The sequence below is a fragment of the Brevundimonas diminuta genome, assembly GCF_022654015.1.
Lineage (GTDB): Bacteria > Pseudomonadota > Alphaproteobacteria > Caulobacterales > Caulobacteraceae > Brevundimonas > Brevundimonas diminuta_C.
Genome location: NZ_CP073063.1, coordinates 2,382,236 through 2,407,686 on the forward strand (window position 1 = coordinate 2,382,236; position 25,451 = coordinate 2,407,686).

At 65.8% G+C, this 25,451-nt stretch carries 18 protein-coding genes; 3 read left to right on the forward strand and 15 right to left on the reverse strand.

Annotated elements, in window-relative coordinates:
* Positions 1–400 precede the first annotated feature (400 nt).
* Positions 401–1,117, reverse strand: coding sequence for a hypothetical protein (locus KAK88_RS11925; RefSeq protein ID WP_242076788.1), 717 nt, complete (start codon positions 1,115–1,117; stop codon positions 401–403).
* Between the two features lie 68 nt (positions 1,118–1,185).
* The gene (locus KAK88_RS11930; protein WP_242076789.1) at positions 1,186–3,804 is read right to left on the reverse strand and encodes a TonB-dependent receptor domain-containing protein; all 2,619 of its coding nucleotides are present in this window, start codon (positions 3,802–3,804) and stop codon (positions 1,186–1,188) included.
* Between the two features lie 173 nt (positions 3,805–3,977).
* Here KAK88_RS11930 and KAK88_RS11935 point away from each other — a divergent pair, with 173 nt between their 5' ends.
* Complete coding sequence (locus KAK88_RS11935; protein WP_242076790.1) at positions 3,978–5,066, forward strand: ABC transporter ATP-binding protein; 1,089 nt, start codon at positions 3,978–3,980, stop codon at positions 5,064–5,066.
* 147 nt (positions 5,067–5,213) lie between these two features.
* On the opposite strand, the gene KAK88_RS11940 is transcribed toward KAK88_RS11935, so the two are convergent.
* The 11 genes from KAK88_RS11940 to KAK88_RS11990 form a co-directional block, all read right to left on the reverse strand.
* Positions 5,214–8,429: a discoidin domain-containing protein gene (locus KAK88_RS11940; protein WP_242076791.1), complete on the reverse strand. Its 3,216-nt coding sequence runs from the start codon at positions 8,427–8,429 to the stop codon at positions 5,214–5,216.
* 18 nt (positions 8,430–8,447) lie between these two features.
* Positions 8,448–9,263, reverse strand: coding sequence for a carbohydrate ABC transporter permease (locus KAK88_RS11945; RefSeq protein ID WP_242076792.1), 816 nt, complete (start codon positions 9,261–9,263; stop codon positions 8,448–8,450).
* Positions 9,260–10,192: a carbohydrate ABC transporter permease gene (locus KAK88_RS11950; protein WP_242076793.1), complete on the reverse strand. Its 933-nt coding sequence runs from the start codon at positions 10,190–10,192 to the stop codon at positions 9,260–9,262. The genes KAK88_RS11945 and KAK88_RS11950 overlap by 4 nt, the downstream gene beginning before the upstream one ends.
* A complete protein-coding gene (locus KAK88_RS11955; protein ID WP_242076794.1) occupies positions 10,189–11,457 on the reverse strand; it encodes a sugar ABC transporter substrate-binding protein in 1,269 nt (422 codons plus the stop codon). Before KAK88_RS11955 ends, KAK88_RS11950 begins: the two co-directional genes overlap by 4 nt.
* Positions 11,454–12,899 carry a glucoamylase family protein gene (locus tag KAK88_RS11960; protein WP_242076795.1) on the reverse strand — a complete coding sequence of 482 codons (1,446 nt, stop codon included), beginning with the start codon at positions 12,897–12,899 and terminating at the stop codon, positions 11,454–11,456. Before KAK88_RS11960 ends, KAK88_RS11955 begins: the two co-directional genes overlap by 4 nt.
* Positions 12,900–12,995: 96 nt before the next feature.
* Entirely contained in the window at positions 12,996–15,893 is a 2,898-nt protein-coding gene (locus KAK88_RS11965; protein WP_242076796.1) for a TonB-dependent receptor, read from the reverse strand.
* A 49-nt stretch (positions 15,894–15,942) separates the two neighbouring features.
* Positions 15,943–16,950, reverse strand: a complete 1,008-nt coding sequence (locus tag KAK88_RS11970) for a LacI family DNA-binding transcriptional regulator (protein ID WP_242076797.1) — start codon at positions 16,948–16,950, stop codon at positions 15,943–15,945.
* 419 nt (positions 16,951–17,369) lie between these two features.
* On the reverse strand, positions 17,370–18,272 hold the full coding sequence (gene mmsB / locus KAK88_RS11975) for a 3-hydroxyisobutyrate dehydrogenase (protein ID WP_242076798.1): 903 nt from the start codon (positions 18,270–18,272) through the stop codon (positions 17,370–17,372).
* 52 nt (positions 18,273–18,324) lie between these two features.
* On the reverse strand, positions 18,325–19,374 hold the full coding sequence (locus KAK88_RS11980) for an enoyl-CoA hydratase/isomerase family protein (RefSeq protein ID WP_242076799.1): 1,050 nt from the start codon (positions 19,372–19,374) through the stop codon (positions 18,325–18,327).
* Positions 19,371–20,507 (reverse strand): isobutyryl-CoA dehydrogenase, encoded by a 1,137-nt coding sequence (locus KAK88_RS11985; RefSeq protein ID WP_242076800.1) that lies wholly within the window; start codon positions 20,505–20,507, stop codon positions 19,371–19,373. Before KAK88_RS11985 ends, KAK88_RS11980 begins: the two co-directional genes overlap by 4 nt.
* Before the next feature lie 7 nt (positions 20,508–20,514).
* Positions 20,515–22,017 carry a CoA-acylating methylmalonate-semialdehyde dehydrogenase gene (locus KAK88_RS11990; protein ID WP_039245273.1) on the reverse strand — a complete coding sequence of 501 codons (1,503 nt, stop codon included), beginning with the start codon at positions 22,015–22,017 and terminating at the stop codon, positions 20,515–20,517.
* A 117-nt stretch (positions 22,018–22,134) separates the two neighbouring features.
* Between KAK88_RS11990 and KAK88_RS11995 the strand changes: the two genes are divergently transcribed.
* Complete coding sequence (locus tag KAK88_RS11995) at positions 22,135–23,010, forward strand: LysR family transcriptional regulator (RefSeq protein ID WP_242076801.1); 876 nt, start codon at positions 22,135–22,137, stop codon at positions 23,008–23,010.
* 110 nt (positions 23,011–23,120) lie between these two features.
* Complete coding sequence (locus tag KAK88_RS12000) at positions 23,121–23,462, forward strand: TonB family protein (RefSeq protein ID WP_242076802.1); 342 nt, start codon at positions 23,121–23,123, stop codon at positions 23,460–23,462.
* Positions 23,463–23,585: 123 nt separating this feature from the next.
* On the opposite strand, the gene KAK88_RS12005 is transcribed toward KAK88_RS12000, so the two are convergent.
* Both KAK88_RS12005 and KAK88_RS12010 read right to left on the reverse strand, forming a co-directional pair.
* The gene (locus KAK88_RS12005) at positions 23,586–24,851 is read right to left on the reverse strand and encodes a PQQ-dependent sugar dehydrogenase (RefSeq protein ID WP_431307219.1); all 1,266 of its coding nucleotides are present in this window, start codon (positions 24,849–24,851) and stop codon (positions 23,586–23,588) included.
* Between the two features lie 38 nt (positions 24,852–24,889).
* The gene (locus KAK88_RS12010; RefSeq protein ID WP_242076804.1) at positions 24,890–25,315 is read right to left on the reverse strand and encodes a DUF2231 domain-containing protein; all 426 of its coding nucleotides are present in this window, start codon (positions 25,313–25,315) and stop codon (positions 24,890–24,892) included.
* Positions 25,316–25,451: the final 136 nt, after the last annotated feature.

The following is a 25,451-nucleotide window of genomic DNA, read 5'->3' on the forward strand; positions in this document are numbered from 1 at the left end:
CCTGAGCGGCTTGTAAACGCAGAGACATTGCAGACCATCAGAGGCTTCAGCGAACACTGTCGTCCTCGCTCGCGCCCCTGTCGACAAGACAACTACCGAAAATGAGGTTTCGGGACAGAGGCGGAGCGACGACCGATCCACGCTCAGCGGCGCCCCCGTTGCCGTCATTGTTCGCCAACAAATCCGCTTCAGTATCGGGCGTTTAGAGACGGCCTTCGTCAATCGACCGTACGCATCCCCGAACGGGATTATGATGTCGACGGGTCTTTGAAAACAGCAGCGCTCAGGAATTGCACCACCTTGCACTTTGCACGTCCTTTTTCGGCGCCGTGCAATTTGGCTCTTTCGCTGATTTCAGACGAATTAGACGAATTAGACGGTGTTTTTGTCAGGCGACCGTCTAGGCCGCGAACCCGGCGAAGACGCCGATGACCATTACGATGAAGGTCGCAACGACGCTGGACAGACCGATGGCCGTCATCACGATCAGGCCCTTGGCCAGGCCGGGAACCACGCCCCGATACCACCGTCCCCGCCCCATCCGCATGAAGGCCACGATGCCCAGCACCAGCGTCAAAAGGCTGCACGCCGCAGCCAGCGGGCCAGGGCTGAACATGAACCAGGCCAGCGGCAGCAACGGCACGGTCCAGGCGTTCAGATAGGCGAAGGCCGCGCGAAACCCGCATCTCAGGCCTAGGTCCTCGGCGTCCCACAGGCGAAACAGCGGCATGGCCGCCATGGCATAGAGGGGCGCCATGATCGGCACGGCCACCAGCGACATCCAGCCGTCCGCGTCCGACATGAAGGCGTCGCGCGACTTGCCCGCTTCCTGAAGCAGGGGGTTCAGAACATCGGCCGGGATGCCTTCCAGATAGAGGCTCAGTCCCCCGCGCAGAAAGACGATCAGCATCAGAATCGCGTTCAGCGCCAGATACAGCTTCAACGGCTTGGCGTAACGCCCGCCCCCCGTCGGCCCCTCGATCATCCAGGCCTGCAGCACCAACCGGGGCCGCATCAGCAGGTCGCGCGCGGTCCGCACCTCCGCGCCGCCAAAGCCCAGCGCGTCCTCGGACAGGTCCTTGAACGCCTGCTTGCGCGTCGTCTCGCCGTCGGTCATCGGATTCTCCCCTTGGGGATGCATACACCGCCCGGTTGACCGCGCAACCGCCGATCAGAACCACTTGGTCAGAACCTTTTGCTCAGGCCAATGCTGACCACCCGCCCGCGCGGATCGGCCACGACCGGGTCATAGCCCAGGGCGAACTGCGCCAGCGGCGGGGCCTTGTCGGCCACATTGACCACCCCGACCGACAGAGCAAGGTCGGCGCCGATCGTGCGGCTGTAGAGCAGATCGACCGTCGTCTGGCTGGCGATGCTGGCGTCGGTGATGCCGCTGCGGTCGTTGGCATATCCGTCGGTATAGTGGACCAAAGCCGTCACCGCATTCGCCCCGCCGCTCCAGCCCAGGGCGAACTCCCCGCGATTGCGCGGCAGGGACCGGCCGATGTTGTTCAGGTTGGTCGAACCGACGCCCGACACCTTTGCGGCCGACGCGTCCAGCCGGATGTCATAGGCGTCCACATAGGTCCAGGTCGCCGAGGCCGTCGCCTGCCCTCCCCACAGGCCGCGCCGATAGCGGGCCGACAGGTCGATCCCTTGGGTCTCGATGGACGAGGCGTTGATGAAATACAGCTGCACGAAGGTCAGGGCGCCGCTGGCCGAGCGGGTGATCCGGCTTTGGGCCTCCGTGCCGGTCCGCCCCGCCGCCGTGTCGGCCGCCGCCTGGTTGATGAGGGCCTGGGCCGACTCCTTGACCACCTGATCGGCATAGTCGAACCGCCAGGCGTCCACGCCCAGTTCCAGCCCGTCGATCGGCGTCCAGACTGCGCCCAGGTTCAGGCTCTCGGACTTCTCGGGCTTCAGGTCGGCCCGGCCCGAGGTCAGGGTGTTGACGAAGACGAACGCCCCCCGGTCGAACACCGACGGCTGCGATGCCTGCGCCCCAGACTGGGCATAGACCGACGGCGCCCGGAACCCCTGCCCCCACGACGCGCGCAGGGCCAGGGCATCGGTGACGTCCCACCGGATCGCGGCCTTCGGGCTGAACCGGCCCTCGTTGCCGTCGTAGGTTTCGTAGCGCCCGGCCAACTGCGCCTCGATCCGGTCGCCCAGATGGAGGCGGGCTTCGGCGAAGGCGGCCAAGGCTTCCTGATCGCCCTCGAAGTCCGGCGACACGCCCGCCGTCAGCAGATCGCCCCGGTTCACCAGACCGCTCCAGTCGTGGCGGAAGCCGCTGCGGCGATACTGGGCGCCGACGGCGAGATCGACCGACCCGCCGGCCCAGGCCAGGGCCTCGCCGCCGGTCGAGGCGTCCGCCGTCGTCAGGGTCGCCGCGCCCCGTAGGCCGGTCGAGCCGATCAGGCTGTCGATCAGGGCGGCGCTGTTCGCCGTCCCGGTCCCCAGATAGGCGCTGCCGAACGGGTTGAAATACTGACAGGCGCCGACGCCGGGCGCCCCCGTCGCGGGATTGCAGACTGCCCCGCCCAGGCCGCTCAGGGCGTTCTGCAAGGCGCTGCCGATGGTGTCCGGCTTGTCATAGGCGACGTGCTGGCGGCTGCTGGTCGCCGACAGGTTCCAGGCCCAGCCATTGCCGAAACGCCCATCCAGCCCGGCCGCCAGACGCCAGGTGCGATAGTCGAACTCCGCCTGCGACGCGCCGGCCTCCGCCCCCAGCAGCCGCCCCCGGAACAGCACCGCCTCGCCGAACGGATTGTCGGGATGGGTCGCCGGCACGGTCAGCGACCGCGCCAGGATCGGCAGCGACGGCGACTGGCGCGCGATGGTGTTCGTCGCCGACCACGCTCCTTGCAGCGACAGGGTCATGTCGCCGACCGGTCGACGATAATCGGCGAACAGCTGCGTGCGCGTCTCCTCCGGCGCCAGGTCGAAGAAGTCCGAATAGTCCAGCCGACAGAAGCTGTCGGTCGGCGTGTTCAGATAGGCGCTGCCGAACGCCGGATCGCCGCACGCCGGATCGGGCGAAAACCCATTGCGGCTGGGTCGGAAATAGGAACCCGGCTGGCCATAGCTGGTCACGGCGGTCCAGGCCGCGCGGCCGTAACGCTCGGCCTGGGTAAAGCCCCGCTCGTCCGACCCCAGGGCCGAGCGATGGAAATGCGAGGCCGCCAGCGTCAGGTCGCCGCCCAGCAAGCGAACCCCGCCGAGCGCCTCGATCACGCTCTCTTCCGACCCGTCGGCGACGGCATATTTGGCGCTGACCTCGGGGCGCTCCACGCCCCGCCGGGTGATGAAGTTGACCACCCCCGCCACCGCGTCCGAGCCATACACCGCCGAAGCCCCGTCCTTGACCACCTCGACCCGTTGCAGGGCGATCATCGGAACCAGCGAGTTGATGTCGACGAAGCCCGAGCCGTCCGTCGCCACCACGGCGCTGTTGGTCCAGCGCTGGCCGTCCACTAGGACCAGGGTCGAGCCGAGGCCGAGATTGCGCAGGTTGAACTGGGCCGTGCCCGAACTCTGCGGCTGGTTCAACTGATCGACCTGGGCCTCGGAGCCCGAGTTGGCCGTGACCACCCGGACCAGCTGAGAGGCATCGGCGATCCCGGCGGCGGCCAACGTCTCGCGGGCCACGGTCTCCACCGGCGCGATCCGCTCGCCGCCTGCAATCCGGGAGCCGGTGACGACCACATCGTCCACGCGCGACGCCTCCTGGGCCTGGGCGGCCGCAACCGTCGCCAACCAGGCGATCGAGGCTGTCGTCATCAAGAAGTTGCGCTTTGTCATTCGGATATTCCCCCGAGATTGGCAGCGGGCTTCTATCCAGCGCTTCGATTTTGCGAAAGCGTAATTTTGCAGTTTTGCAATTTCAATCGTCGGCGAGACATCGTCCGCCATTGATCCCGCCATGTAACCGGTTACGCTGCGGCAAAACAAAACGGGTCAGGAAAGCAGGAAGCATGGCGAACGTCCGTCTGGTCGACGTGAAGAAGGCGTTCGGCGCCGTCGAGGTGCTGAAGGGCGTCGATCTGGAGATTGCCGACGGCGAATTCGTCGTCTTCGTCGGCCCGTCGGGCTGCGGCAAGTCCACCCTGCTGCGCACCATCGCCGGTCTGGAAGAGGCGACGACGGGCCAGGTTCAGATCGGCGACCGCGTGGTCAACGACCTGTCGCCGTCGGACCGGGGCATCGCCATGGTGTTCCAGTCCTACGCGCTCTACCCGCACATGACGGCCTATGAGAACATGGCCTTCGGCCTGAAGCTGGCCAAGACGGACAAGGGCGAGATCGACCGCCGGGTCCGCGCCGCCGCCGAGGCGCTCAGCATCACCGACTATCTCGATCGCAAGCCCAAGGCGATGTCGGGTGGCCAGCGCCAGCGGGTCGCCATCGGCCGCGCCATTGTGCGCGAGCCCGAGGTCTTCCTGTTCGACGAGCCCCTGTCCAACCTGGACGCCGCCCTGCGCGTGCGGATGCGCTATGAGTTCGCGCGACTGCACGCCGAGCTGAAGACCACGATGATCTATGTCACCCACGACCAGGTCGAGGCCATGACCCTGGCCGACCGGATCGTGGTGCTGAACGCCGGTCGGATCGAACAGGTCGGCTCGCCCATGGACCTGTACGAAAACCCCGCCAACCTGTTCGTCGCCGGCTTCATCGGCAGTCCCAAGATGAACCTTCTGACCGCCGAGATCGTGGAGGCGTCGGCGACCGGCGCGACGGTGAAGACCACGGCCGGCGAGACGATCCGGATCGCCGTGAACGCCGCTTCGGCCAAGCCCGGCGACGCCGTCACCCTGGGCGTCCGCCCCGAGCATCTGACCCTCAACGACGCCGGCGACGCCCTGAGCGCCGAGGTCATGTTCGTCGAGACCCTGGGCGCCACGACCATGGCGCACCTGAAACATCCGGCGACGCCAGACACGCTGACGGTTCAGCTGGCGGGCGAACTGCGGGCCAGGGCGGGCGAGCGACTGACGCTGCACGTGCCCGCCGAACAGGCGCACCTGTTCGACGCGGACGGGAAAGCCTTCAAGCGCTTTTAAGCCCTTCCCCCCTCGGGGGAAAAGGTGGCTCGCGGAGCGAGACGTATGAGGAGTTTGCTTCCGCCGCCTCGCTCTCGCCATCCCGAAACCGATAGATACCCTCATCCGAGGCCTCCGGCCCCACCTTCTCCGCCAAGGGGAGAAGGGTCAGTTTAAAACGACCCGCCGCGCGTCTGCGGGAATGACCAACTCATCACCCGCCCACGCCGCCGCACGGCCGTCGATCCGAACGCGCTCGGGTCGCCCCTGCCCTGCCGGCCATTGCAGCACGAAGCCGCCCGGCGGCGTCGCGCCGTCGCCCAGCGTCAGAACATAGCCTTGCCGTTCTTTGCGATAAGCGTAGGTCAGAGGCCCATAGGCGGTGCGCAGATCCCGCACGCCGACCCCTTCCTTGGTATCCAGCCACACCTCCGGTACGCCGGCCGCCAGAACCAGGGCATGGTCGCGGTCCCGCTCATAGGCGAACAAATCCAGCGCCGAGCGGATATAGTCCGAGCTGATCCAGGCGTGCGGCATATCGCCGATGAAGCGCGGCTCGCGCTTTTCGCGGCCCACCACCTCGGCCCAGCCGTTCCAGGCCTCGGGCCGGCGGTCAGCCATCAGGAAGTCCAGCACCGCCAGCGCCCGGTCTTTCTGACCCAACCGCACATAGGCGCCGACCAGCCGCCATTCGTAGGGGGTGTAGTCCTTCCACGCCGTGCGGTTGGTCAGACGGTTCTGGAAGTTTTCCCAATAACGATCGAAGGTTTGGGCCAGAAGTTCGGGCGGCAGGTTATCCTGTTCGCCGGCCGGCGACAGGGCGATGGTGGTCGAGGTGGCGTCGAAATCGCCCCGGTCCGCAGCGCCCGCGATCCAGTCGATGCCATGATGGACCGCCGTCGCTGTAATCGACGCGCGGATGTCGGCGGCGAACTGATCCCGCGCCGCCGCATAGCGAGCGGCGGCGTCGACATCGCCCAGGGTTTCGGCGATGAAGACCGCGTCCTTGTAGCCCAGCAGGCCCCAGAAATCGTCCCAGTAGGAATAGGCCGCCTTGTCCGAATAGCCCTCGTGGCTGATCGTCGGCGGCAGCAGGCCGTAGAGGTGACGCTGGTCCGGCGCCTGGAAGGCCGTCGTGCGGGTCGAGGCGCGCAGTTCGTCCATATAGGCGATCGCCTTTTGCACCTGCGGCCAGACCTGGCGCAGCAGGGCCTCGTCCCTGGTGTAGCGATAGGTTTCGGCGGCCAGGAAGACGAACTCGCCTTGGCTGTCGTTCTCGGGCACCGGATCGGCGCCGCGCGCATCGACACAGCACGGCACCTTGCCGTTCTCGAACACATAGGGGGCGTACCAGCGCAGATAGTCGGCCGAATGCTCGGCCATGCCCAGCCTGTTCAGTCCCTCGGCCATCATGGCCCCGTCGCGGATCCAGGAGCGGTTGTAGCTGCGCGTGCCGGGTTGCAGGATCGGCCCCTGACGCGACATCAGCATATGGGCCAGCGAGGATTTCAGCGCCTCCTCGATCCGCTGGGCGGCGGGCGGCAGGGTCAGATCCACCCGATCCAGCTTCTCGCGCCATTCGGCGGCCAGCCGGGTCTCGACCGCGTTCAGCACTTCCGCCGCCTGCCCCATCGGCTCGGGCGCCAGCGCGTCGCCCGACAGTTGTGAGACCCAGCCGACCGTGCGCGTCTCGCCGGGCTGCAGCGTCACCTCGTAGGTCAGGGCGCCGGCGGCCAGACCTGTGGCGTCGGTCGTCGTCATGACCTCGGCGGCCGGTCGCCGGGCAGACGGGAGGATCAGGGACTGCGGATCGCTGCCGGCGTCGAAGGTCGCCAGCGCGACCTGATCCGGGGCCGCCAGCGGCTGCACCCGCACTGTATCATTCAGCTTGAGTTCGGCGCCGTCCCAGCCGATCGTCTCCACCGGACTGACCCCGCCGGGAATGGCCAGGAACTGACGCGGCGCATTGACCTGCATCGGGCGCGCCGCCAGGCCCAGCGTCAGGGTGCGGGGCCGGCTGGAGGTGTTGGTCAGGTCGTAACGGCCCCAGAGCTGCGCCTGATCGGCCGGTCCGTCGGCGAAGCTGGTGATCTTCAGCGTCCAGTCGTCGGCGGTCCAGGTCACGGACGGGATCGGCAGGTCGCCGTCCTTCAGCCCCTGCTCGATATTGACGTCGGCCCAAGTGATCAGCCGCCCGTTATCGACCACGAAGGGTTCGATACTGGGCCCGGCGCGACGCAGTTCGACGGCGCCATCCTCGCCGATCAGGCCGCTCTCGCCGCCCCCATCGACACCGACCAGGGTCCAGTAGGACTGCTCGCCGGAGAAGCCGCGTGGATAGAGGCCGCGCCGGTTTTCCTTGGCCACGGCTTCCAGAAACACCGTGGGGTCCGCGCCGAACGTCAGCGGTTCGACCTCGATCTCGTTTAAGGCATAGGTCGTGGCCTGACCCGCGTCCAGCCGCTGGCCCGCGCCGGACGAGCCGACCACATCGGAGGCGGGAACGGGCTTCAGCGGCTCAAGTCTCAGCCAGCGCGCCGTCGCCTCGGGCGTCCGCAGCCAATCGACGCCGCCGTTGCCGCCCGTAACCGTCGTCAGCGGCTGCCAATCGCGCCCGTCCATCGAGGCGGAAACGCGATAGTCACTCGCCGCGCCCCGCTCGCCCCAGCGCAGGGTCAGCCCGCCGAACTCGCGCTCGTAGCCCAAGTCCAGCGTCAAGGCCGACGCCTCGCCCACCGGCGGGGTCCAGGCGGTTTTCAAGTCGAGATCGACGGCGTTGGCGGCGGTCGACGCCGTTCGTCCATCGCTGGCGATCGGCTGGGGCGGAACCGGCGGATCGACCGGCAGGGCGCGCAGGGTCAGTTGATCGATCTCGACCGAGCCCTTGCCGCCCTCCGCCGCGACCACGACGAACTCGACCCGCTCCGCGCGACGCAGGATGGCTTCAGGGCTTGGCCCCCAAGCTTTGGAAACCTGACGGCGTTTGATGACGAACCTGGTCCAGCCGTCGGGGAAGTCGTAGCGCGCCGTCTGCTTCCACCAGACATTGTCCGCCGAGGCGTCGGTCAGCTTGACCTCGAAGGTGTTGGTCGGCCCGGCGCCCCGCACCCAGAAACTGATCTCGTAATTCTCGGGCAGGTCGAACGGCAGCGGCCTGCTGAGCACCGCATAACCCGCCTTGCCGTCGAAATCGTAGTCAAGCCGCACCGCCCGCCCGTCATGCCCCGCGACGGCGGAGACGGCGGCGTGAACGTCGGTCGAGGCGCTGGCCTCCCACCGCGTCGCGTCGTCCATGCTGTCGAGAACGCGCGTTTCCTGGGCGACGGCGGGCGCGGCCAGAGCAAGGGTCAGGACCGAGGCGGCGGCCAGCAGGAGATTACGCATCGAAACTCGCAGTTCTGGTCAACCCTTCACGCTGCCCGCGAGCATGCCGCGGATGTAGTAGCGTTGCAGGGCGAGGAAGAGGATCAGCACGGGCGCGACCGTGACGACGGCGCCGGCCATCATCAGTTCGATGTCCTGCACATGCTCGCGCGACAGGGCCGCGAGCGCCACCGGCAGGGTGTAGTTCGACTGGTCAGTGAGAATGATCAGGGGCCACAGGAAGTCGTTCCAGCTGCCCAGGAAGACGAACAGGCCCAGGGTCACGATGATCGGCTGCAAGGTCGGCAGGACGACGCGGCGGAAAATCTGGCCCTCGCTAGCCCCGTCGATCCGCGCGGCCTCCAGCATTTCGTCGGGAATGCTCAGCGCATATTGGCGCACCAGGAACAGGCCGAAGATGGACGCCAGCCAAGGCACCAGGGCGCCGGCATAGGTGTTCACCAGCCCCATCGACTTCAGCATCAGGAACAGCGGCAGGGTGCCGATCTGGGCCGGCACCACCAGGGCGGCGACCAGGAACTGGAACAGCCGCTCGCGTCCCGCGAACTTCAGCTTGGCGAAAGCGTAGCCGGCGGGAACCGTGAAACCCAGCGCAAGGATCGTTGCCAGGGTCGCCAAGGCGAAACTGTTCCACAGATTCCGCCCCATCCCTTGGTTCAGGAACAGGTCGCGATAATGCTCCAGCGTCCAGTGCGAGGGCAGCAGCGGCGGCGGAAAGACGGCCGCCTCGCCGGTCGCCATGAAGCTGACCGACACCATCCAGACCAGCGGAAACAGCACGATCAGGGCGATGAGCCCGACCGCGAGATTGAGCAGGATCGCGCGGATTTTCATTGATAGGCCCCCACCCGCTTGGCCACCGCCAACTGGACCAGGGTGATCGCCAGGATGCACAGGAACAGGACGAAAGCGACGGCGCTGGCGGAGCCCAGGTTCCACCATTTGAAGCCCTCTTCGTACATGAAGTAGAGCACCGTCACCGTGCTCTGGGCCGGTCCGCCTTGGGTCATCACATAGGGTTCGGCGAACAGCTGGAAGAAGCTGGCGACCGAGATGATCGACACCAGCAGCATGGTCGGCGCGATGGCCGGCAGGGTCACATGGCGGAACTGCTTCCACGGCCCGGCGCCGTCGATGCGAGCGGCCTCGTACAGGTCGTCCGGCACGGTCTGAAGCACCGCCAGGAAGATCAGCATATTGTAGCCAAAGATCTTCCACACCACGAACATCAGGATCGCCGGGATCGAGGTCGACGGGTCGCCCAGCCAATCCACGGCGGGCAGGCCGATGCTTTCCAGCCCCCAGTTGATGACGCCGTACCGGGTATGCAGCAGATAGCGCCAGACCACCGCCGTCGCGACCAGGGTCGTGACATAGGGGGCGAAGAACATCACTCGCCAGATCGGCCGCCACTTCACGACCCGCGCATTCAGGATCACCGCCGCCGCCAGGGACGCGGCGATGGACAGGGGCACGCCGAGGACCGCGAAGGTCAGGGTGTTCTTCATCGCCCCCCAGAACAGGGGGTTGGTCAGCAGCCGCTCATAGTTCTGCAAGCCGACGAAACGCAGATTGTCCAGGTTCGCCAAGGCGTAGATGTCGAAGTCGGTCAGGCTGAGCAGCAGGGCTGCGATCACCGGAATGGCGAAGAACAGGCCGATGGCGAGCATGGCCGGGGCGACGAAGGCCCAGGCGGCCCGTTCGCGCGCGCCGCGTCCGCGCGACGGCTTCACTTTGACCAGTGTCGGGTCGACGACGGTCATACGGCCCTGCCCTGTTCCATCATCCAGCGACGCTTCTCCAGCAGGCGGTCGGCGCGGCGGTCGATCTCGGCGGCGGCGGCCTCAGGCGTATATTCGCCGCGCACCATCCGTTCGGCGACGATCTGCATCTCGGTCACGATCCGCTCCCATTCCGGCACCTTGGGCACGGCCTTGGCCCGCGCCAGTTGCCCCCGGAACGGCGCCAGCATCGGATCACGCTCCACGCCAGCGATGTCCCAGGCGCTCTGGCGCGCGGGCAGGTCGCCGACGATGGTGTTGAACCGGGCCTGCACCGCCGGCTCGGACAGATAGCGGACCAGGGCCCAGGCCGCCTCCTGATGCGGGGAGGATTTGAAGACCGCCAGGCTGGACCCGCCCGGCGCCGAGGCGCCCAGGCCATTCGGTCCCGGCACGCCCGCCGTGGCCCAGTTCGGCTGGAACGACGCGGGCAGCTTGCTGCGGAAATCGCCGACGCTCCACGGGCCCGAAAAGTAGAAGCTGAAATAGCCCCTGGCGAACTCGGTCCAGACGTTGGAGATCTGGGTCGACGAGGCCAGCGGCGCCAACTGCTCGGCGAACAGACTGCGATAGAAGGCCAGGGCCGCGACGAAGCCGGGGTTGGAGAAGTTTCCGCGCGTATCCCGATCCCGCAGCAGCGGCTCATCGATCTGAAGCCCGAAGGTCAGAAGCTGCTCGAACTCGTTCAACGGCAGCAGGATGGCGTAGTTGTCGCCGCCGGCCACACGCTTGATCGCATGCATGGCCCGCTTCCATTCGGCCCAGTCCTCGGGCGGAGTGTCGAAGCCGGCCCGCGCCAGCAGATCCTTGCGATAGAACAGCAGCCGTGTGTCGACATACCAGGGCGTGGTCATGGCGCGGCCGGCGATCTCGTTGGTCTCCAGCACCGCTGGAAACTGATCGGTCAGCAGGTTGGCGGCTTCGGGCGGCGTCGGGGACAGGGCGCCGATGGCGGTCAGCTCCGCCACCCAGGTGTTGCCGATCTGGCTGACGTCCGGCAGCGAGGCCCCGGCGTATGCGGTCAGCAGCTTTTCGTGCGCCGCCGTCCACGGCAGGGGCTGGACCGAGACGCGGACGCCCGGATTGCGGCGCTCGAACTCGGGCATCAACTGGCCCACCGTTCCGCCCTCATTGCCCATGGCCCAGAAGCGCAGCACGGTCTCGCCGTCGCGGCGTGGGGTGCAGGCCGCAGCCGCTCCTCCCGCCATCAGGGCCAGCGCGGCACGTCTATGGGCCGTCAGACTCATCCGTTCATCCAGCCGCCGGTGAAGCCCGCGATGTCGAGCGCGCGACGGATATTGGGTTCGCCGCGCATATAGCGCCAGACGAACTCGGACCTGTGGTTCTCGGTCATGATGACGATCGGCCCCTGGTCGATGCCCAGATAGTCGCCGTCCACCCAACCCACGCCGTCCACGATCCTGCCGTGCTGCAGCGGCCCGTCGCGCACCGTCAGGGTCGGGTTGAAGCTGTCGAGGAAGCCCCACTCGGTATAGACGCCCGCACCATAGCGCGCCTTCATCGCCTTGACGCAGGGAACGACGATCTCGGGCGCGAAGGCGATGGAGCTGGCCGCCGCCGTCGGCGCGATGGTGCCGTCGTCCCGGTCGCCGGGCCCGCGCGCGGAATAGCTGAAGAACTCGCGCTCCTTGCCGTCGATGACCTGTTTGAAGTCGCCCGGCCCGTCGCACGCCGTCAGCCCCCAGACCTCGGACGAATAGCCGGTCCAGCCGCCGGGGTTGTCGTGGGCGTATTTCTGCTGGGCGTAGACGGCGCGGCGGCTGTTTTCAAAATAGTCGAGGTATTCCCCCAGTTGGGCCGACTGCCCGCGCATCCAGGCGTCCTGAATGCCGCGGAAGTCGATGAACATATGGCTGTACTGGTGCCCGAAGATGGGCGCGAAGTTGAGGTGCCAACTGCCCCAGCGATCGGTCCAGCTCTCGTCGTAACTGGCCGCCCATTCGTGCCAGACATTGACCGACACCGGATGGGTCGGGCTGCCGATGGCCAGCAGCAGAACCAGCATGCCCTCGTTATAGACGTGCCAGTCGGACGGAATGAAGCCGCTCTCGGGGTGCCAGCCCATGGTGATCCGGTTGTCGCGGATCACGGCCCACGGCCATTCGATCCGCTCATAAATGGCCTGGGCTTTCTGACGGATTTCCGCCTCGTCGGCATGACGGCCGTCGAAGTAGCGGGCGGCGAACAGCATGCCGCCGATCAGCAGCGCCGTATCGACCGTCGACAGTTCGTTGGCCCGGTAACGAAGCCCCGTCTCCATATCCAGGAAGTGGTAGAAGAAGCCCTTGTACCCCGCCCTGCCGCTGGCCTCCGGGCCCTGCGGCAAATCATGGAAGAAGCGTAGCGTCGTCAGGGTCCGCTCACGCGCCTCGGCCCGGCTCATCCAGCCGCGCTCGACGCCCACCGGCCAGCAGGTCAGGGCGAAGCCGACCGCCGCCACCGAACAGAAGGACGGCGTGGGCCAGCGATCCGGCGTCAGACCGGTCTTGCGATCCGTAACCTTCTCGAACCACCGGAACGTCCGCTCCTGAAGCTCCTCGACCTCCTGATCCAGCCGCATCGGCCGTCTCTGCGTCCCATTAACCGCCCCTGTCGCCGCCCCCTGCTGCGCCACCGCCATCACCGGAAATCCAACGGCCAGAGCCGCCGCGCCTGTGGTAGTCCGCATCAGGAAGTTTCGACGGTTCATGGGCACGCTCACTGGGTCTCAATCGAAAAAGAAAGGCCGCCTCGCGACAAGCACGAGGCGGCCCAGGCTCAGGATTTAGAAGGAGTAACGCAGGCCGACCTGGAAGCTGCGCGGGCGGGTGATCAGGTTGGTCGGCTGGCCGAAGCTGGCGTTCACTTCCGGGGTCGGCGGAATGAAGGCGTTGTAGCCGCCGAAATTCTTGTTGTTGAACAAGTTGAGAATATCGAGTTGCAGGCTGACCTTCTGGTTGCCGAACACGGACATTTCCTTCTCCAGCTTCACGTCCACATTGCAGGTGGCGAAGAAGCTGAGGCAATCAGTGTCCGGCTCGCCTTCGCCACGACGGAAATTCCGCTCATTGACACCGAACCCACGCGAGAAGTCATCGATGTTGTAGTAGGCGCCCGATCCAAGCTCGGCGATCGACGAGATGCGGAAGCCGTAGGGCAGATCCTTGATGCCCGACAGAACGATGCGGTGCCGCTCCGATCCAGGCTTGCGATAGAAGCCGTAATCGGCAGGACGACGAGCATCCAGGCTGAACAGGTCGTTGCCGTTCTGACGAGCGTCGGCCAGCGTATAGGCGAGGTTCACGCCCCAACCGGAATCGGCCGTGTAGTTCTTGTCCAGTGTGAAGTAGAGCGCCTTGTAGCGGGTCTCCAACTCATCGACGCCGAGCAGGATGTTGGCGTAGCCGAACGAGTTTGCGGTCGCCGTGTTGCAGCAGCCGCCATCGGCGTTCAGCGTGCCGAAGATGTGGGTGAAGCCGTTCTGGCCGCGGATATAGGTCGCGGTGACGCTGGCCTGCCAGTCTTCACCAATCTTCTGACGGAAGCCCAGGCTGAACTGGTCGGTCGAAGGCGGCTTGGCCTTGTTGGTATGGGCGAACAGTTCCGGTCGACCGGTCTGAGCCGAGGCCCGCAATGCCGCCAGACCTTCTGCCGTGCGATAGCTCTCGTTCCAAACGACCGTCGGATTGCCGTCCCTGTCCGGCAGTCCATCGCGCGAGAAATAGAAGGTGCCGATGGCGTATTGCAGCCGGAAGCTCTCGTCCAACAGATCGTTGAAGATGATCCGGTCGTAGTAACGGCCATAGCCGCCGAACACGACCGAGCGCTGATCCTCGAAGATGTCGTAGGAGAAGCCGATACGGGGCTGGAACGCCCCCTTGAAGGTCGGGCGGTCGCTACCGTCGGTGATGAAGTCGTCGGCATTGTACTGACCGGCCGCAGCGTTGGCGCGCAGGGCGTTGGCCGCGTTCGTCGGCGTGACGTATTTGTTGTTGTTCATGTTGGTTTCGTAATCCCAGCGGAGGCCGAGATTCAGTTCCAACTTCGGCGTCAGCTGCCAGTCATCCTGGATATAGGCGCCGAAGATCTTGTTGCTGCCTTCGATGTTCGGATTGCCCAGACCGAGACGTGCCTGTTGCGGATAGCTGAACGTCGGGTCGATATCGCTCTGATAGGTGAACTGGGGCGCCGTGAAGAACAGTTTGCGGAACGTATAGTCCTGATCGCTGTATTTCACGCCCATCTTGACAGTGTGATTGTCGAGCCCCGTCAAAGTCAGATCGTTACGAAGGGTGTAGCCCTTTTGCTGGATATATTGGGACGAATTCTTGCCGCCGATCGTAATAATGCCCTGATACTCTTCAGTCGCGACGCCTGGCGACAACGACGTCGGATTGAAAACGCTATCCAGATAGCTGATCGACGCTTCGTTCAGGAAGTTCGAACCGCGATAGGTGTGGCGCAGGTTGTATTCATCGGTTGTGCCGATCTTGTTTTCGGCGGCCGTGTAGGCAGTGGTGCCGCCAAAGCCTGAGATGTCCGTTTCGCGGCGACGGCTGTAGCTCAGATCGAACACTTGCAAATCGTCAGGCGAGAAGCTCAGCTTGCCGAAATATGTATCCTGCCGGAACGGGCTGACGAAGTTGCCTTCGTACTGGCCGAAACGAGCGAGATTTGCAGCCGAGCGATTGCCCAAGGTTACAGAACTGGCCCGGTCTTGATCGTTGCCCTCATAGGCGACGAAGAAGTGCAGACGGTCTTGGATGATCGGACCGCCCAGCGCAGCACCGTACTGCTGGCGCTTGTATTCTGGCTTCTCGCGGCCGGCCTGTTCGTCGAAGTAATTGTCCTCGATCATGCTTCGGTCTTGGTAGGCGCCGAAAATTTCGCCGTGGAACTCGTTGGTGCCCGACCGCGTCACGGCGGTGATGATGGCGGCTGACGCCTGCTCGTATTCGGCCTTGTAGTTCTGGGTCAGTACCTTGAACTCCTGCACCGCCAACTGGGCGAAGGGATTGCCCCGGCTGGAATCCTGGCCGGCGACGCCGTTCGGAAGCACCTGGCTTTTCAGGCTGGCGCCATCAATAAAGACGTTGACGCCCGATGCCGTCGAAGCACCCGACTGGAAGGTCCGGCTGTTCTCACCATCGTTATAGCGAACGCCTGGCGCCAGACGTGCGAACGACATGAAGTTGCGGTCGGTCTGCGGCAGGCTGTTGATCTGAACCTGAGAGACGTTCGTCGCGACTTCGGACGTCGTGACCTCGGTCAGGCGGCGTCCGGTCACCACGATGTCGCCCAATTCAGCGGCCTCAGTCGTCGCAGTTGCCGTCGGAGCAGCATCGACTTGAAGATCCAGACGATTCGTCGCAGCGACAGCGATGTTGACTGTTTCTGTGCTGGTTTCGCCATCTGGCGTCGTCGCGGTCACTCGATAGTTGCCGGGGCGCAGGCCCGAGATCACATAGGTGCCGTCAGCCCGAACAGTCGCCCGTGCCGAAAAGCCCGAACCGGCATCCACCGCTGTCACAACGGAACCTGGCGCAGGCTGACCCGCCTCAGTCACCGCCCCGCGAAGGGTCGAACTGGATGTCTGCGCCTGCGCGCCGCCGACGACCGCCATGCTGATGGCAAGCGCCGATGCGGCGGCCAAAGCGGCCTTACGCGTGTTGAACTGGGTCATCCTGAGCTCTCCCCTCCTGATGGGATCGGTTTTCAGCGACATGGCTGGCCTACCCTTTGTTGAACCTGGCGGACGAGGCCGCCGCGGTGGACTGGCGTTCGACCAGGATCGGCCGAACGATTTCGCAAGCGGTGTCCGTGGCGTCGGCGGTCGCGCCAGTCTGAACAAGGCCGATCAGGCGTTCGACGCCCCTTCGGCCGATTTCCGCAATATTGACGCGCATGGTGGTCAGCGCGGGCCGCATCAGGGCGGCGATGGGCACGTCATCGAAGCCGACGACGGCGATGTCTTCGGGGCAGCGCACGCCGGCTTCCTGGAAGGCCAACAGCGCGCCAACGGCCATCATGTCGTTGGCGGCGAAGACGGCGTCGGGCCGTTCCGTCATGGCCAGAAGCTGGGTCGCGGCACGGTGGCCCGACGCCTGAGAGAAGTCGCCCTCGACGATGATCGGGTCATGACCATCCAGCGCCGACGTGTATCCGGCCGCGCGCGTGTCCGCCTCGATGTTGCCGGCGGCGCCGCGAATGTGGGCGATCCGCCTGCGGCCGGTGGACAGCAGATGCTGGACCGCACCGACGGCGCCGCCGTGGTTGTCGATCATGATGGACGCCCGGCCGGCCTCGGCGGCGCCGCCGTTCATCAGCAGGACCGGCATCCGACCGGCGAACTCTGACGACAGGTTCGCCGCGCCCAGATGCGGGGACAGCACGATCATGCCGTCCACCCGCCCACGCATCGAACGCACGGCCGCTAGGGTGTCTTCCGCGCCGTCATGCGAACTGGAGACGATCAGATGCTTGCCGTGAGCGCGGGCAGCCAGGTCCATGCCCCGGATCAGCTCGGAGAAGAACTCGCCGAACAGGTCGGGCAGGATGACGCCGATGGTGTCGTTCTTGCTGGTCGACAAGCTGCGAGCGCCGAAGTGAGGGACATAGCGAAGGTCCTCAACCGCATCGAGCACGCGCTGGCGCGTCGCATCCGAGGTCACGCCCAAGCCGTTCAACACACGAGACACGGAAGCCACCGACACATTGGCGCGTTCGGCGACGTCGCGCATAGTGGCGGCCTTGGCAAAGGGCTGGCCCTCCTGCCGTGCAGACGCAGCGCTAGGCGCGGCCATGTCCAATCGAAATCTCCCTGCTCCCTATCATCCCGGCCCCTTTTCGAAGATCCGTCGATAGGCGATGTAAGCGGTTACATGACACAGGAGCGATGTGCGCCGCAAGCGCCGTTCGGCCACATTCCGGGCGATTTTCGATCTCTGCTCGAGCCGTCCGAACAAGCCACGAGAGCTAAGCCGCTGCTTTAGCTTCACTCTTCGCAGGCTCATTCCGGCGAACGGAATAAGGCGAACGCGCCGGGCGCGCGCCTTGGTCGCACCAGCCGTCAGCGATCCGGGTCGCGGCGGCGGCCTCATACGAAAAGGCCCGCGCCGCCGAAGCTGCACGGGCCGCAATCGCAATGCGAAAGACGAATCTATGCGAGGTTAAGCTCATCTAGCTTGCCGCGCAGCATCTGCAACATCGCGGAGAAATCGCGGCCGCCGTGCCCGATCCCGTCGAACAGGGCGTAAAGCGCCTCGGCCTGTGCGCCCAGCGGCGTCGAGGCGCCGGATTTCGCCGCTGCGTCCTGGGCCAGCTTCAGGTCCTTCAACATCATGGCCGTGGCGAACCCGCCCTGATAGTCGCGGTTGGACGGCGCGGTCGGCACCGGACCCGGCCAGGGATAGTAGCTGGTCACGCTCCAGCACTGACCCGACGACTTGGACGCGATCTCGAAGAATCGTTCGGGGTCCAGACCCAGCTTCTCGGCCAGGGCGATGGCCTCGCACGTGCCCAGCATGGAGATGCCCAGCAGCATGTTGTTGCAGATCTTGGCCGCCTGCCCCGCCCCATGATCGCCCGCGCGGATGGTAATGCGGCTCATGGGTTCCAGCGCCGCTTCGACGCGGGCGAAGTCGCCCTCGTCGCAGCCGACCATGAAGGCCAGCGTGCCCGCATCCGCCGCCGCCGTGCCGCCTGACACGGGCGCGTCGGCAAAAGCGTAGCCGGCCGATTTGGCAAGACCGGCGACCTTGCGCGCGGTTTCGACATCGATGGTCGAACAATCGAGCAGCAGGGCGGTCGACGGCGCCGCCCCGATGATCTGTTCGGAATAGACCTTCAGCACGTGTGGCCCGGCCGGCAGCATGGTGATCACGACCTCGGCGTCCTTGACCGCCTCAGCGACCGATCCGACCGCGACGCAACCTGCCGCTCCGGCCCGTTCCAGCGCCTGCGCCGACAGATCGAAGGCGGCGACCGCGTGGCCCGCCTTGGCCTGGTTCGCGGCCATGCCGCCGCCCATATTGCCCAGGCCGATGAAGGCGATCTTGGTCATGGTCTCTCTCCCTTTTTGTCGTCCGCTCATCCCCGCGAAAGCGGGGACGTGGTCAGGCCAGCGGCGTCCATTTTTCATTGTCCGGCGACGGCGCGAACAGCGCATCCAGCGTCTCGTTGGTAACGCCCGACAGGTCCGCCGGGGACCATTTCGGCGCATTGTCCTTGTCCACGATCACCGCCCGCACGCCTTCCTGGAAGTCGTGGGTGCGCACAACGCGGCCGCCCAGGGCGTATTCCATCGCCATATTATCGGCGAAGCTGTTCAGCGTTGCGCCCGTCCGGATCTGGCGCAGCGAGACCTTCAGCGACTGTGGCGATTTGGTCTTCAAGGTTTCCAGCTGCTGCAGCGCCCAGTCCGAGCCGTTCGCCTCAAGCGCCTTGAAAATCTCCTCGACTGTGTCGAAGGCGAACAGCCGGTCGATGGCCTCGCGGTGGGCCGACAGCGGTGCAGGCCCGGCGTCACCCGAGTGGCGCGTCACGACCGACGACGGGTCGGCGGCCTCGCGCATCAGATCGGCCTTCAACGCATCGACGCGATCCGCGGGCACGAAGTGCGTGTGGATGCCCAGGGCCACCGTATCCGCCGCCTTCAGCCGGGTGCCCGTCAGCGCCAGCCAGACGCCGGTCTGGCCCGGCAGGCGCGGCAGGAACCAGCCCCCACCCACATCGGGGAACAAGCCGATCCCGGTCTCGGGCATGGCGTAGGTGGTGCGCTCGGTCGCCACACGAATGTCCGCCGGCTCGGAAATGCCGACCCCGCCGCCCATGACGATGCCGTCCACGATGGCGATGATCGGCTTCGGATAATCGAACATCAGGTGGTTCAGCCGGTACTCGGCCAGGAAGAAGGCCTTGGCCTCTGACGCATCGCCCGCTCCGCTTTCGGCGATCATGCGAATGTCGCCGCCCGCGCAAAAACCCCGCTCGCCGGCATGGTCGATCAGGACGGACTGGACGGCCGCGTCGCCGCGCCAGGCCAGCAGCGCCTCGGTCATCGCCTCGCACATCGCCCGGTTCAGGGCATGGATCGCCTTGGGCCGGTTCAGGGTGATCCGACCGACGCCGTTTTCGATGCGCGTAACGACCTCGGCTTCGCTCACTTGGTCATCTCCCGCGCGATGATCACCCGCATGATCTCGTTGGTGCCTTCCAAGATGCGGTGGACCCGCAAGTCGCGCACGATCCGTTCCAGCGGGTAGTCCTTCAGATAGCCGTAGCCGCCGTGCAGTTGCAGGGCCTCGTCGGCGATCTGGAAACAGGCGTCCGTGGCCAGCCGCTTGGCCATGGCGCACCATTTCGTCTTTTCCGGGTGGTCGGTGTCGATGGCCCAGGCGCCGCGCAGCACCATCAGTCGCGCCGCCTCCAGGTCCGTGGCCATGTCCGCCAGCCGGAACTGCAGCGCCTGAAACTCGCCGATCGGACGGCCGAACTGTTTGCGGGTGGCGACGTACTCCTGCGCCGTCTCCAGCGCCAGCCGCGCCCCGCCCAGCGAACAGGCGGCGATATTCAGGCGCCCGCCGTCCAGACCGGCCATGGCGTAGCGGAAACCCGCCCCCTCGTCGCCCAGCAGGTTGGCCACCGGCACGCGACAGTCGTCGAACTGGACGATGGCAGTCGGCTGGGCGTTCCAGCCCATCTTCTTTTCCTGCGCGCCGAACGACAAGCCCGGAGTCCCGGCCTCGACGACGACAGCGCTGACGCCTTTCGCGCCCTCGCCGCCTGTGCGGACCATGACGACATAGACGTCCGATGTCCCTGCGCCGGAGATGAAGGCCTTGGACCCGTTCAGCACATAATGGTCGCCGTCGCGCACTGCCGTCGTCCGCAGCGCCGCCGCATCCGATCCCGAGCCCGGCTCGGTCAGGCAGTAGGAGGCGATCTTCTCCATCCCGACCAGCGACGGCACGAATCGTCCGCGCAGGTCGTCCGACCCGAACCGGTCGATCATCCACGTCGCCATATTGTGGATCGAGATGAAGGCCGCCGTCGCCACGTCGCCGCGCGACAGCTCTTCGAAAATCACCGCCGCCTCGACCCGGCCCAGGGCCATGCCGCCATGCTCCTCAGCCGTATAGATGCCGCAAAACCCCATCTCGGCCGCCTGTTTCATCACCTCGACGGGGAAATGCTTGTCCTCGTCCCAGCGCGCCGAATGGGGCGCCAGTTCAGCCTCGGCGAAGGCGCGGGCGGCGTCCTGAATGGCGCGCTGATCGTCGTTGAGAGCGAAATCCATGGCGGCCTCAGCGCATCGTCGGAATGACGAACGAACTGTCCGAATGCTCCAGCGCCGAGTCCGGCCAGCGGGCCGTCACGGTCTTGGTCTTGGTCCAGAAGCGGACGCCCTCCATGCCGTGCTGGTTGATGTCGCCGAAAGCCGAACGTTTCCAGCCGCCAAAGGTATGATAGGCGACCGGAACCGGGATCGGCACATTGATCCCGACCATGCCGACATTGACCCGGGCGGCGAAGTCGCGCGCCGCACGGCCGTTCTGGGTGAAGATGGCGACGCCGTTGCCGTATTGGTGGTTCGACGGCAGGGCCAGCGCCTCCTCGAACGTCTCGGCGCGCACGATCTGCAGCACCGGACCGAAAATTTCCTCCTGATAGGACGACATCTCGGGCTTCACATGGTCGAACAGCGACGGGCCGATGAAATAGCCCTTCTCGTGACCTTGCAGGCTGAAGTCGCGACCGTCGACGACCAGTTCGGCGCCTTCCTGCACGCCCTTCTCGATCCAACCCGCGACACGCTCGCGGTGCTGAGCCGTGACGACGGGGCCATAGTGGGCGCCCGCATCGGTCGAGACGCCGACCCGCATCGAGGGGATCTCGGCGACCATCCGCTCGCGCAGTTCGTCGGCGGTTTTCTTGCCGACCGGCACTACGACCGGCAGCGCCATGCAGCGTTCGCCCGCCGAACCATAGGCCGCGCCGGACAGGTCCTTGATCACCTGATCCATGTCCGCGTCGGGCAGGACGATGCCGTGGTTCTTGGCCCCGCCCATGGCCTGGACGCGCTTATGGTTGGCGGCGCCGGTCTGATAGACATAGTGGGCGATGTCGGACGAGCCGACGAAGCTGACGGCGTGAACCAACGGATGGGTCAGGATGGCGTCCACCGCCGTCTTGTCGCCATGCACCACGTTCAGCACGCCGTTCGGCGCTCCGGCTTCCAGCATCAGTTCGGCCAGACGCACCGGCACCGACGGATCGCGCTCGGACGGCTTCAGCACGAAGGTGTTGCCCACCGCGATGGCGACGCCGAACATCCACATCGGGATCATCGCCGGAAAGTTGAACGGGGTGATGCCCGCCACCACGCCCAGCGGCTGACGCATCGAATAGACGTCGATGCCGGGGCCGGCGCCTTGAGTATATTCACCCTTCAGCGCGTGCGGGATGCCGCAGGCGAACTCGATCACTTCCAGGCCGCGTTGGATGTCGCCCTTGGAGTCGGCGATGACCTTGCCGTGCTCGCTGGACAGCAGTTCGGCCAGTTCGTCCATCCGCGCCTCGACTAGGCGTTTGAAGTCGAACATGACGCGGGCGCGGCGCTGGGGATTGGTCGAAGCCCAACCATCAAAGGCGTTCTGCGCCGCCTGGACCGCACGATCGACCTCGCCCGTCGTCGCCAGTTGCACCCGCGCCTGCACATCGCCGGTGTTGGGATTGAACACGTCGCTGAAGCGTCCGGACGCGCCGTCGAAAGCCGCACCGTCGATGAAGTGGCGAATGTCGCGCATGGCCTGGGTGTTCCTGTTGGTTCTTTTGTTGGGGCTATGGCTATCACCCCTGCGCGCCTGTCGATAATGCAAAGTTGCAGGCAGCATTCTGCGTTTTTGCAAGACAGCTAGACGGCCATGTACGATTGGGACGACATGCGCATCTTCATCGCCGCCGCGCGCGCAGGCTCGCTGGGCGGTGCGGCGCAGCGGTTGGGCGTCGACGCCGCCACGGTCGGGCGTCGCGTCGCCCGACTGGAAAGCGCATTGAAATCCACCTTGGTCGTCCGCTCGACCACCGGCCTTCAGCTGACCGCCGCCGGCGCCCAACTGCTCGATATCGGGCTGGAGGCCGAAAGCGCGATGGAGGCCGCCGGCCGCGTGACCCAGCCCGACGCGCCCGCCGGCGTCGTGCGTGTCAGTGCATCCGAGGGCTTCGGCGTCACCCTGATGGCGCCCGCCCTGCCCGCGCTGCGTCTGGCGCATCCCGGCCTCCGGATCGAACTGGCGGCGACCTCCGGCTTTCTGTCGCCGACGCGCCGAGAGGTCGACATGGCGATCACCTTGGCCGCGCCACATGCTGCACGCCTGATCGTCGAGCCGCTGACGCCGTATCAGCTAGCCCTCTACGCTTCGCCTGACCATCTGCACCGCAACGGCGTTCCGAAGACCGTCGATGAGCTGAGCCGCTTCGACATCGTCGGCTATATCGACGATCTGATCTATGCGCCCGAACTCCGCTATCTCGACGAAGTCCAGCCGGGCCTCGCGCCCCACGTCGCCTCATCTTCGATCCGGGCGCAGCGGGAGATCATCGCCGCCGGGGGCGGCGTCGGCGTCCTGCCGTGCTTCCTGGCCGAGGGTCTGGTGCGCGTGCTGCCGTCGATCCTGATCGAGCGCCGCTTCTGGCTGGCCACCCATCGCGATGTCCACGACACCGCGCGTCTGCGCACGGTGCGTTCGTGGCTGAAGACCCTGTGCGAAGAACAACAGTCCAGCTTGAGGCCATTCTGACGTCAGCAGAGAAATCGAAGTGTGGTTCGCCGCACACACCCGCGCGTTTTTGAAAGTTCGGGGAACGGAGGTCTCGTTCAAATCTTAATAGAGGTCGAACGAGGCCTGCCATGACACTGACCTTCAGCCTGACATTGATGACGGCCCTGCTGGGCGCCCCGACCGGACCGCTGCTCAAGGACGCGGCCCTGTTCAGCGCGCCTCAGCCCGCCATCGAACGCACCGTCGCACCCAAGGCCGATAGCACCGATCGCTTCAGCGTGCGGCTGCGCTGCACTGCCTTGGCGTCGGGTCACGTCACCGACTGCGTCGTGCTGGAAGAAAGCCGTCCGGGCATGGGCTTTGGCGAAGCCGCCCTGGTCTTGATGAACGGCGCCGAAGTCACGCCGATCATGGACCGCGGCCGTCCTGTCGACGCGCCGTTTGAGCGGACCATCGACTTCACGCCGTAGGCCACAGCTCAGCCCCATACGAAAAAGTCCCCGGTTGCTCGCAGCCGGGGACTTTTTCGTATTCGACCATATCTAGAACGATAGCGATTTCCCTCGCCCTGGGAGGGCGAGGGAAAAGCCGGCTTATGGCGCAGGCGCGATGCGCCATACCGTGTTGGACAGGTCGTCGGCGACGAACAGCACGCGCTTGGCGCCATCGAACGCGACGCCGACGGGACGGCCGCGCGCCTTGCCGTCCTTAAGGAAGCCGGTGGCGAAATCGACGGGCTGACCCGCCGGACGGCCGGCGTTGAACGGCACCCAGACGACTTTGTAGCCGGACGGATCCTGGCGGTTCCAACTGCCGTGCATGCCGATGAATGCGCCGTTGGCGAACGACCCGCCGAAGCCGCCATTGCGGGCGAAATCCAAGCCCAGGGCGGCGACGTGCGATCCCAAGGCGTAGTCCGGCCGGATGGCCTTGGCGACCATCTCGGGGTTCTGCGGCATCACACGCGGATCGCGATTCTGGCCCCAATAGCTGTAGGGCCAGCCGTAAAAGGCCCCGTCCCGCACCTGGGTCAGATAATCCGGGACCAATTGCGGCCCCAGTTCGTCGCGCTCATTGACGACCGACCACAACAGATTGGTCGTGGGCTCGATGGCCAGGGCCGTCGGATTGCGAATGCCGGTGGCGATCGTGCGCCGTGCGCCGGTCGCCCGGTCGATCTCCCACACCGTGGCGCGTTCTTCCTCGACCGCCATGCCGCGCTCGCCGATATTGGAGTTCGAGCCGGTGCCGACATACAGCTTCGACCCGTCCGCGCTGGCGGTCAGGGACTTGGTCCAGTGGTGGTTGATGCGGGACGGCAGCTCCGTCACCCGCTCGGCGGGCGTGGCGATGCCAGTCTGGCCCGGCCGGAAGGCGAAGCGAACCAGCGCCCCCTGTTCGGCGACATAGAGATAGCCGTCGACATAGGCCAGGCCGTAAGGCGCATCGAGGTTGTCCACCAGAACGGTCCGCAGTTCGGGCGTGCCGTCGTTGTTCGCGTCGCGCACCAAGGTGATGCGGTTGCCGCCTTTGATCTTGGTGTTGCCCTGCTTCTTGATGACGCCGGCGATCACATCCTTGGGCCGCATGGCGGGCGCATGGCCGCCGCGCCCCTCTGCGATCAGCACGTCGCCATTGGGCAGGACCAGCATCTGACGCGGAATTTTGAGATCTGTGGCGAAGGCGCTGATCGTAAAGCCCTGCGGCACCGTCGGCGTCTCGCCGTTCCAACCTGCCGGCGGGCTGATCTTCATCGGCGGCACCAGCGTCTCGTTGACCTTGGGCAGGTCGGGCGTCGCGCCGGTCTGGTTCAGTTTCGGATCGCTGGCGTTGCCGCACGATGCGACCGTCAGGGCCATGGCCAGGGTGGCGGCGCTGGCGGCGAGCAGATTCTTGTTCATCGGACGCTCTCCCGCGCGGCATAGGCGGTCGAGCCGGCGACCAGGACCAGGATTGTGCAGAGGATGGACAGGATCAGACCGAAGGCTCCGACAGAGCTCCAGGCGTCCTGGCTATGTTTGAAGGCGTTCACCAGACCCAGCACCCAAGCCAGCGCGAGCGCGACCAGATGCACCGTCGCCCGTCGCGAACGTCCGTGGCGCAGACCGACGACGAAATCGAAGATCGAAAACAGCCCGGCGAACCCGCCGAACACCAGCGCTCCGGTGATCAGCCAGGCCGAGAAGTTCGTCCACTGGACCTCGGCCGTCTTCAGATAGGCGATGTCGGTGAACAGGGCGAAGGTGAACAGCGCGATCGGAAACGCCAGCAATAACCAATGCAACGGCCGAACGACCGCATCCTTCAATCCATGGGTGCTCATGCCAGCCCTCTCCGTAAAGTCTGGCTTGGCTAACCGTCTGAACGAGAAATGGTTCACATCGGCTTTTGCCGCGTCGATCTTGCAGGGCCGGAGCGAAGAAAGCGTTCTCGCTTGGCGCCGCACAAATTGCGTCGCG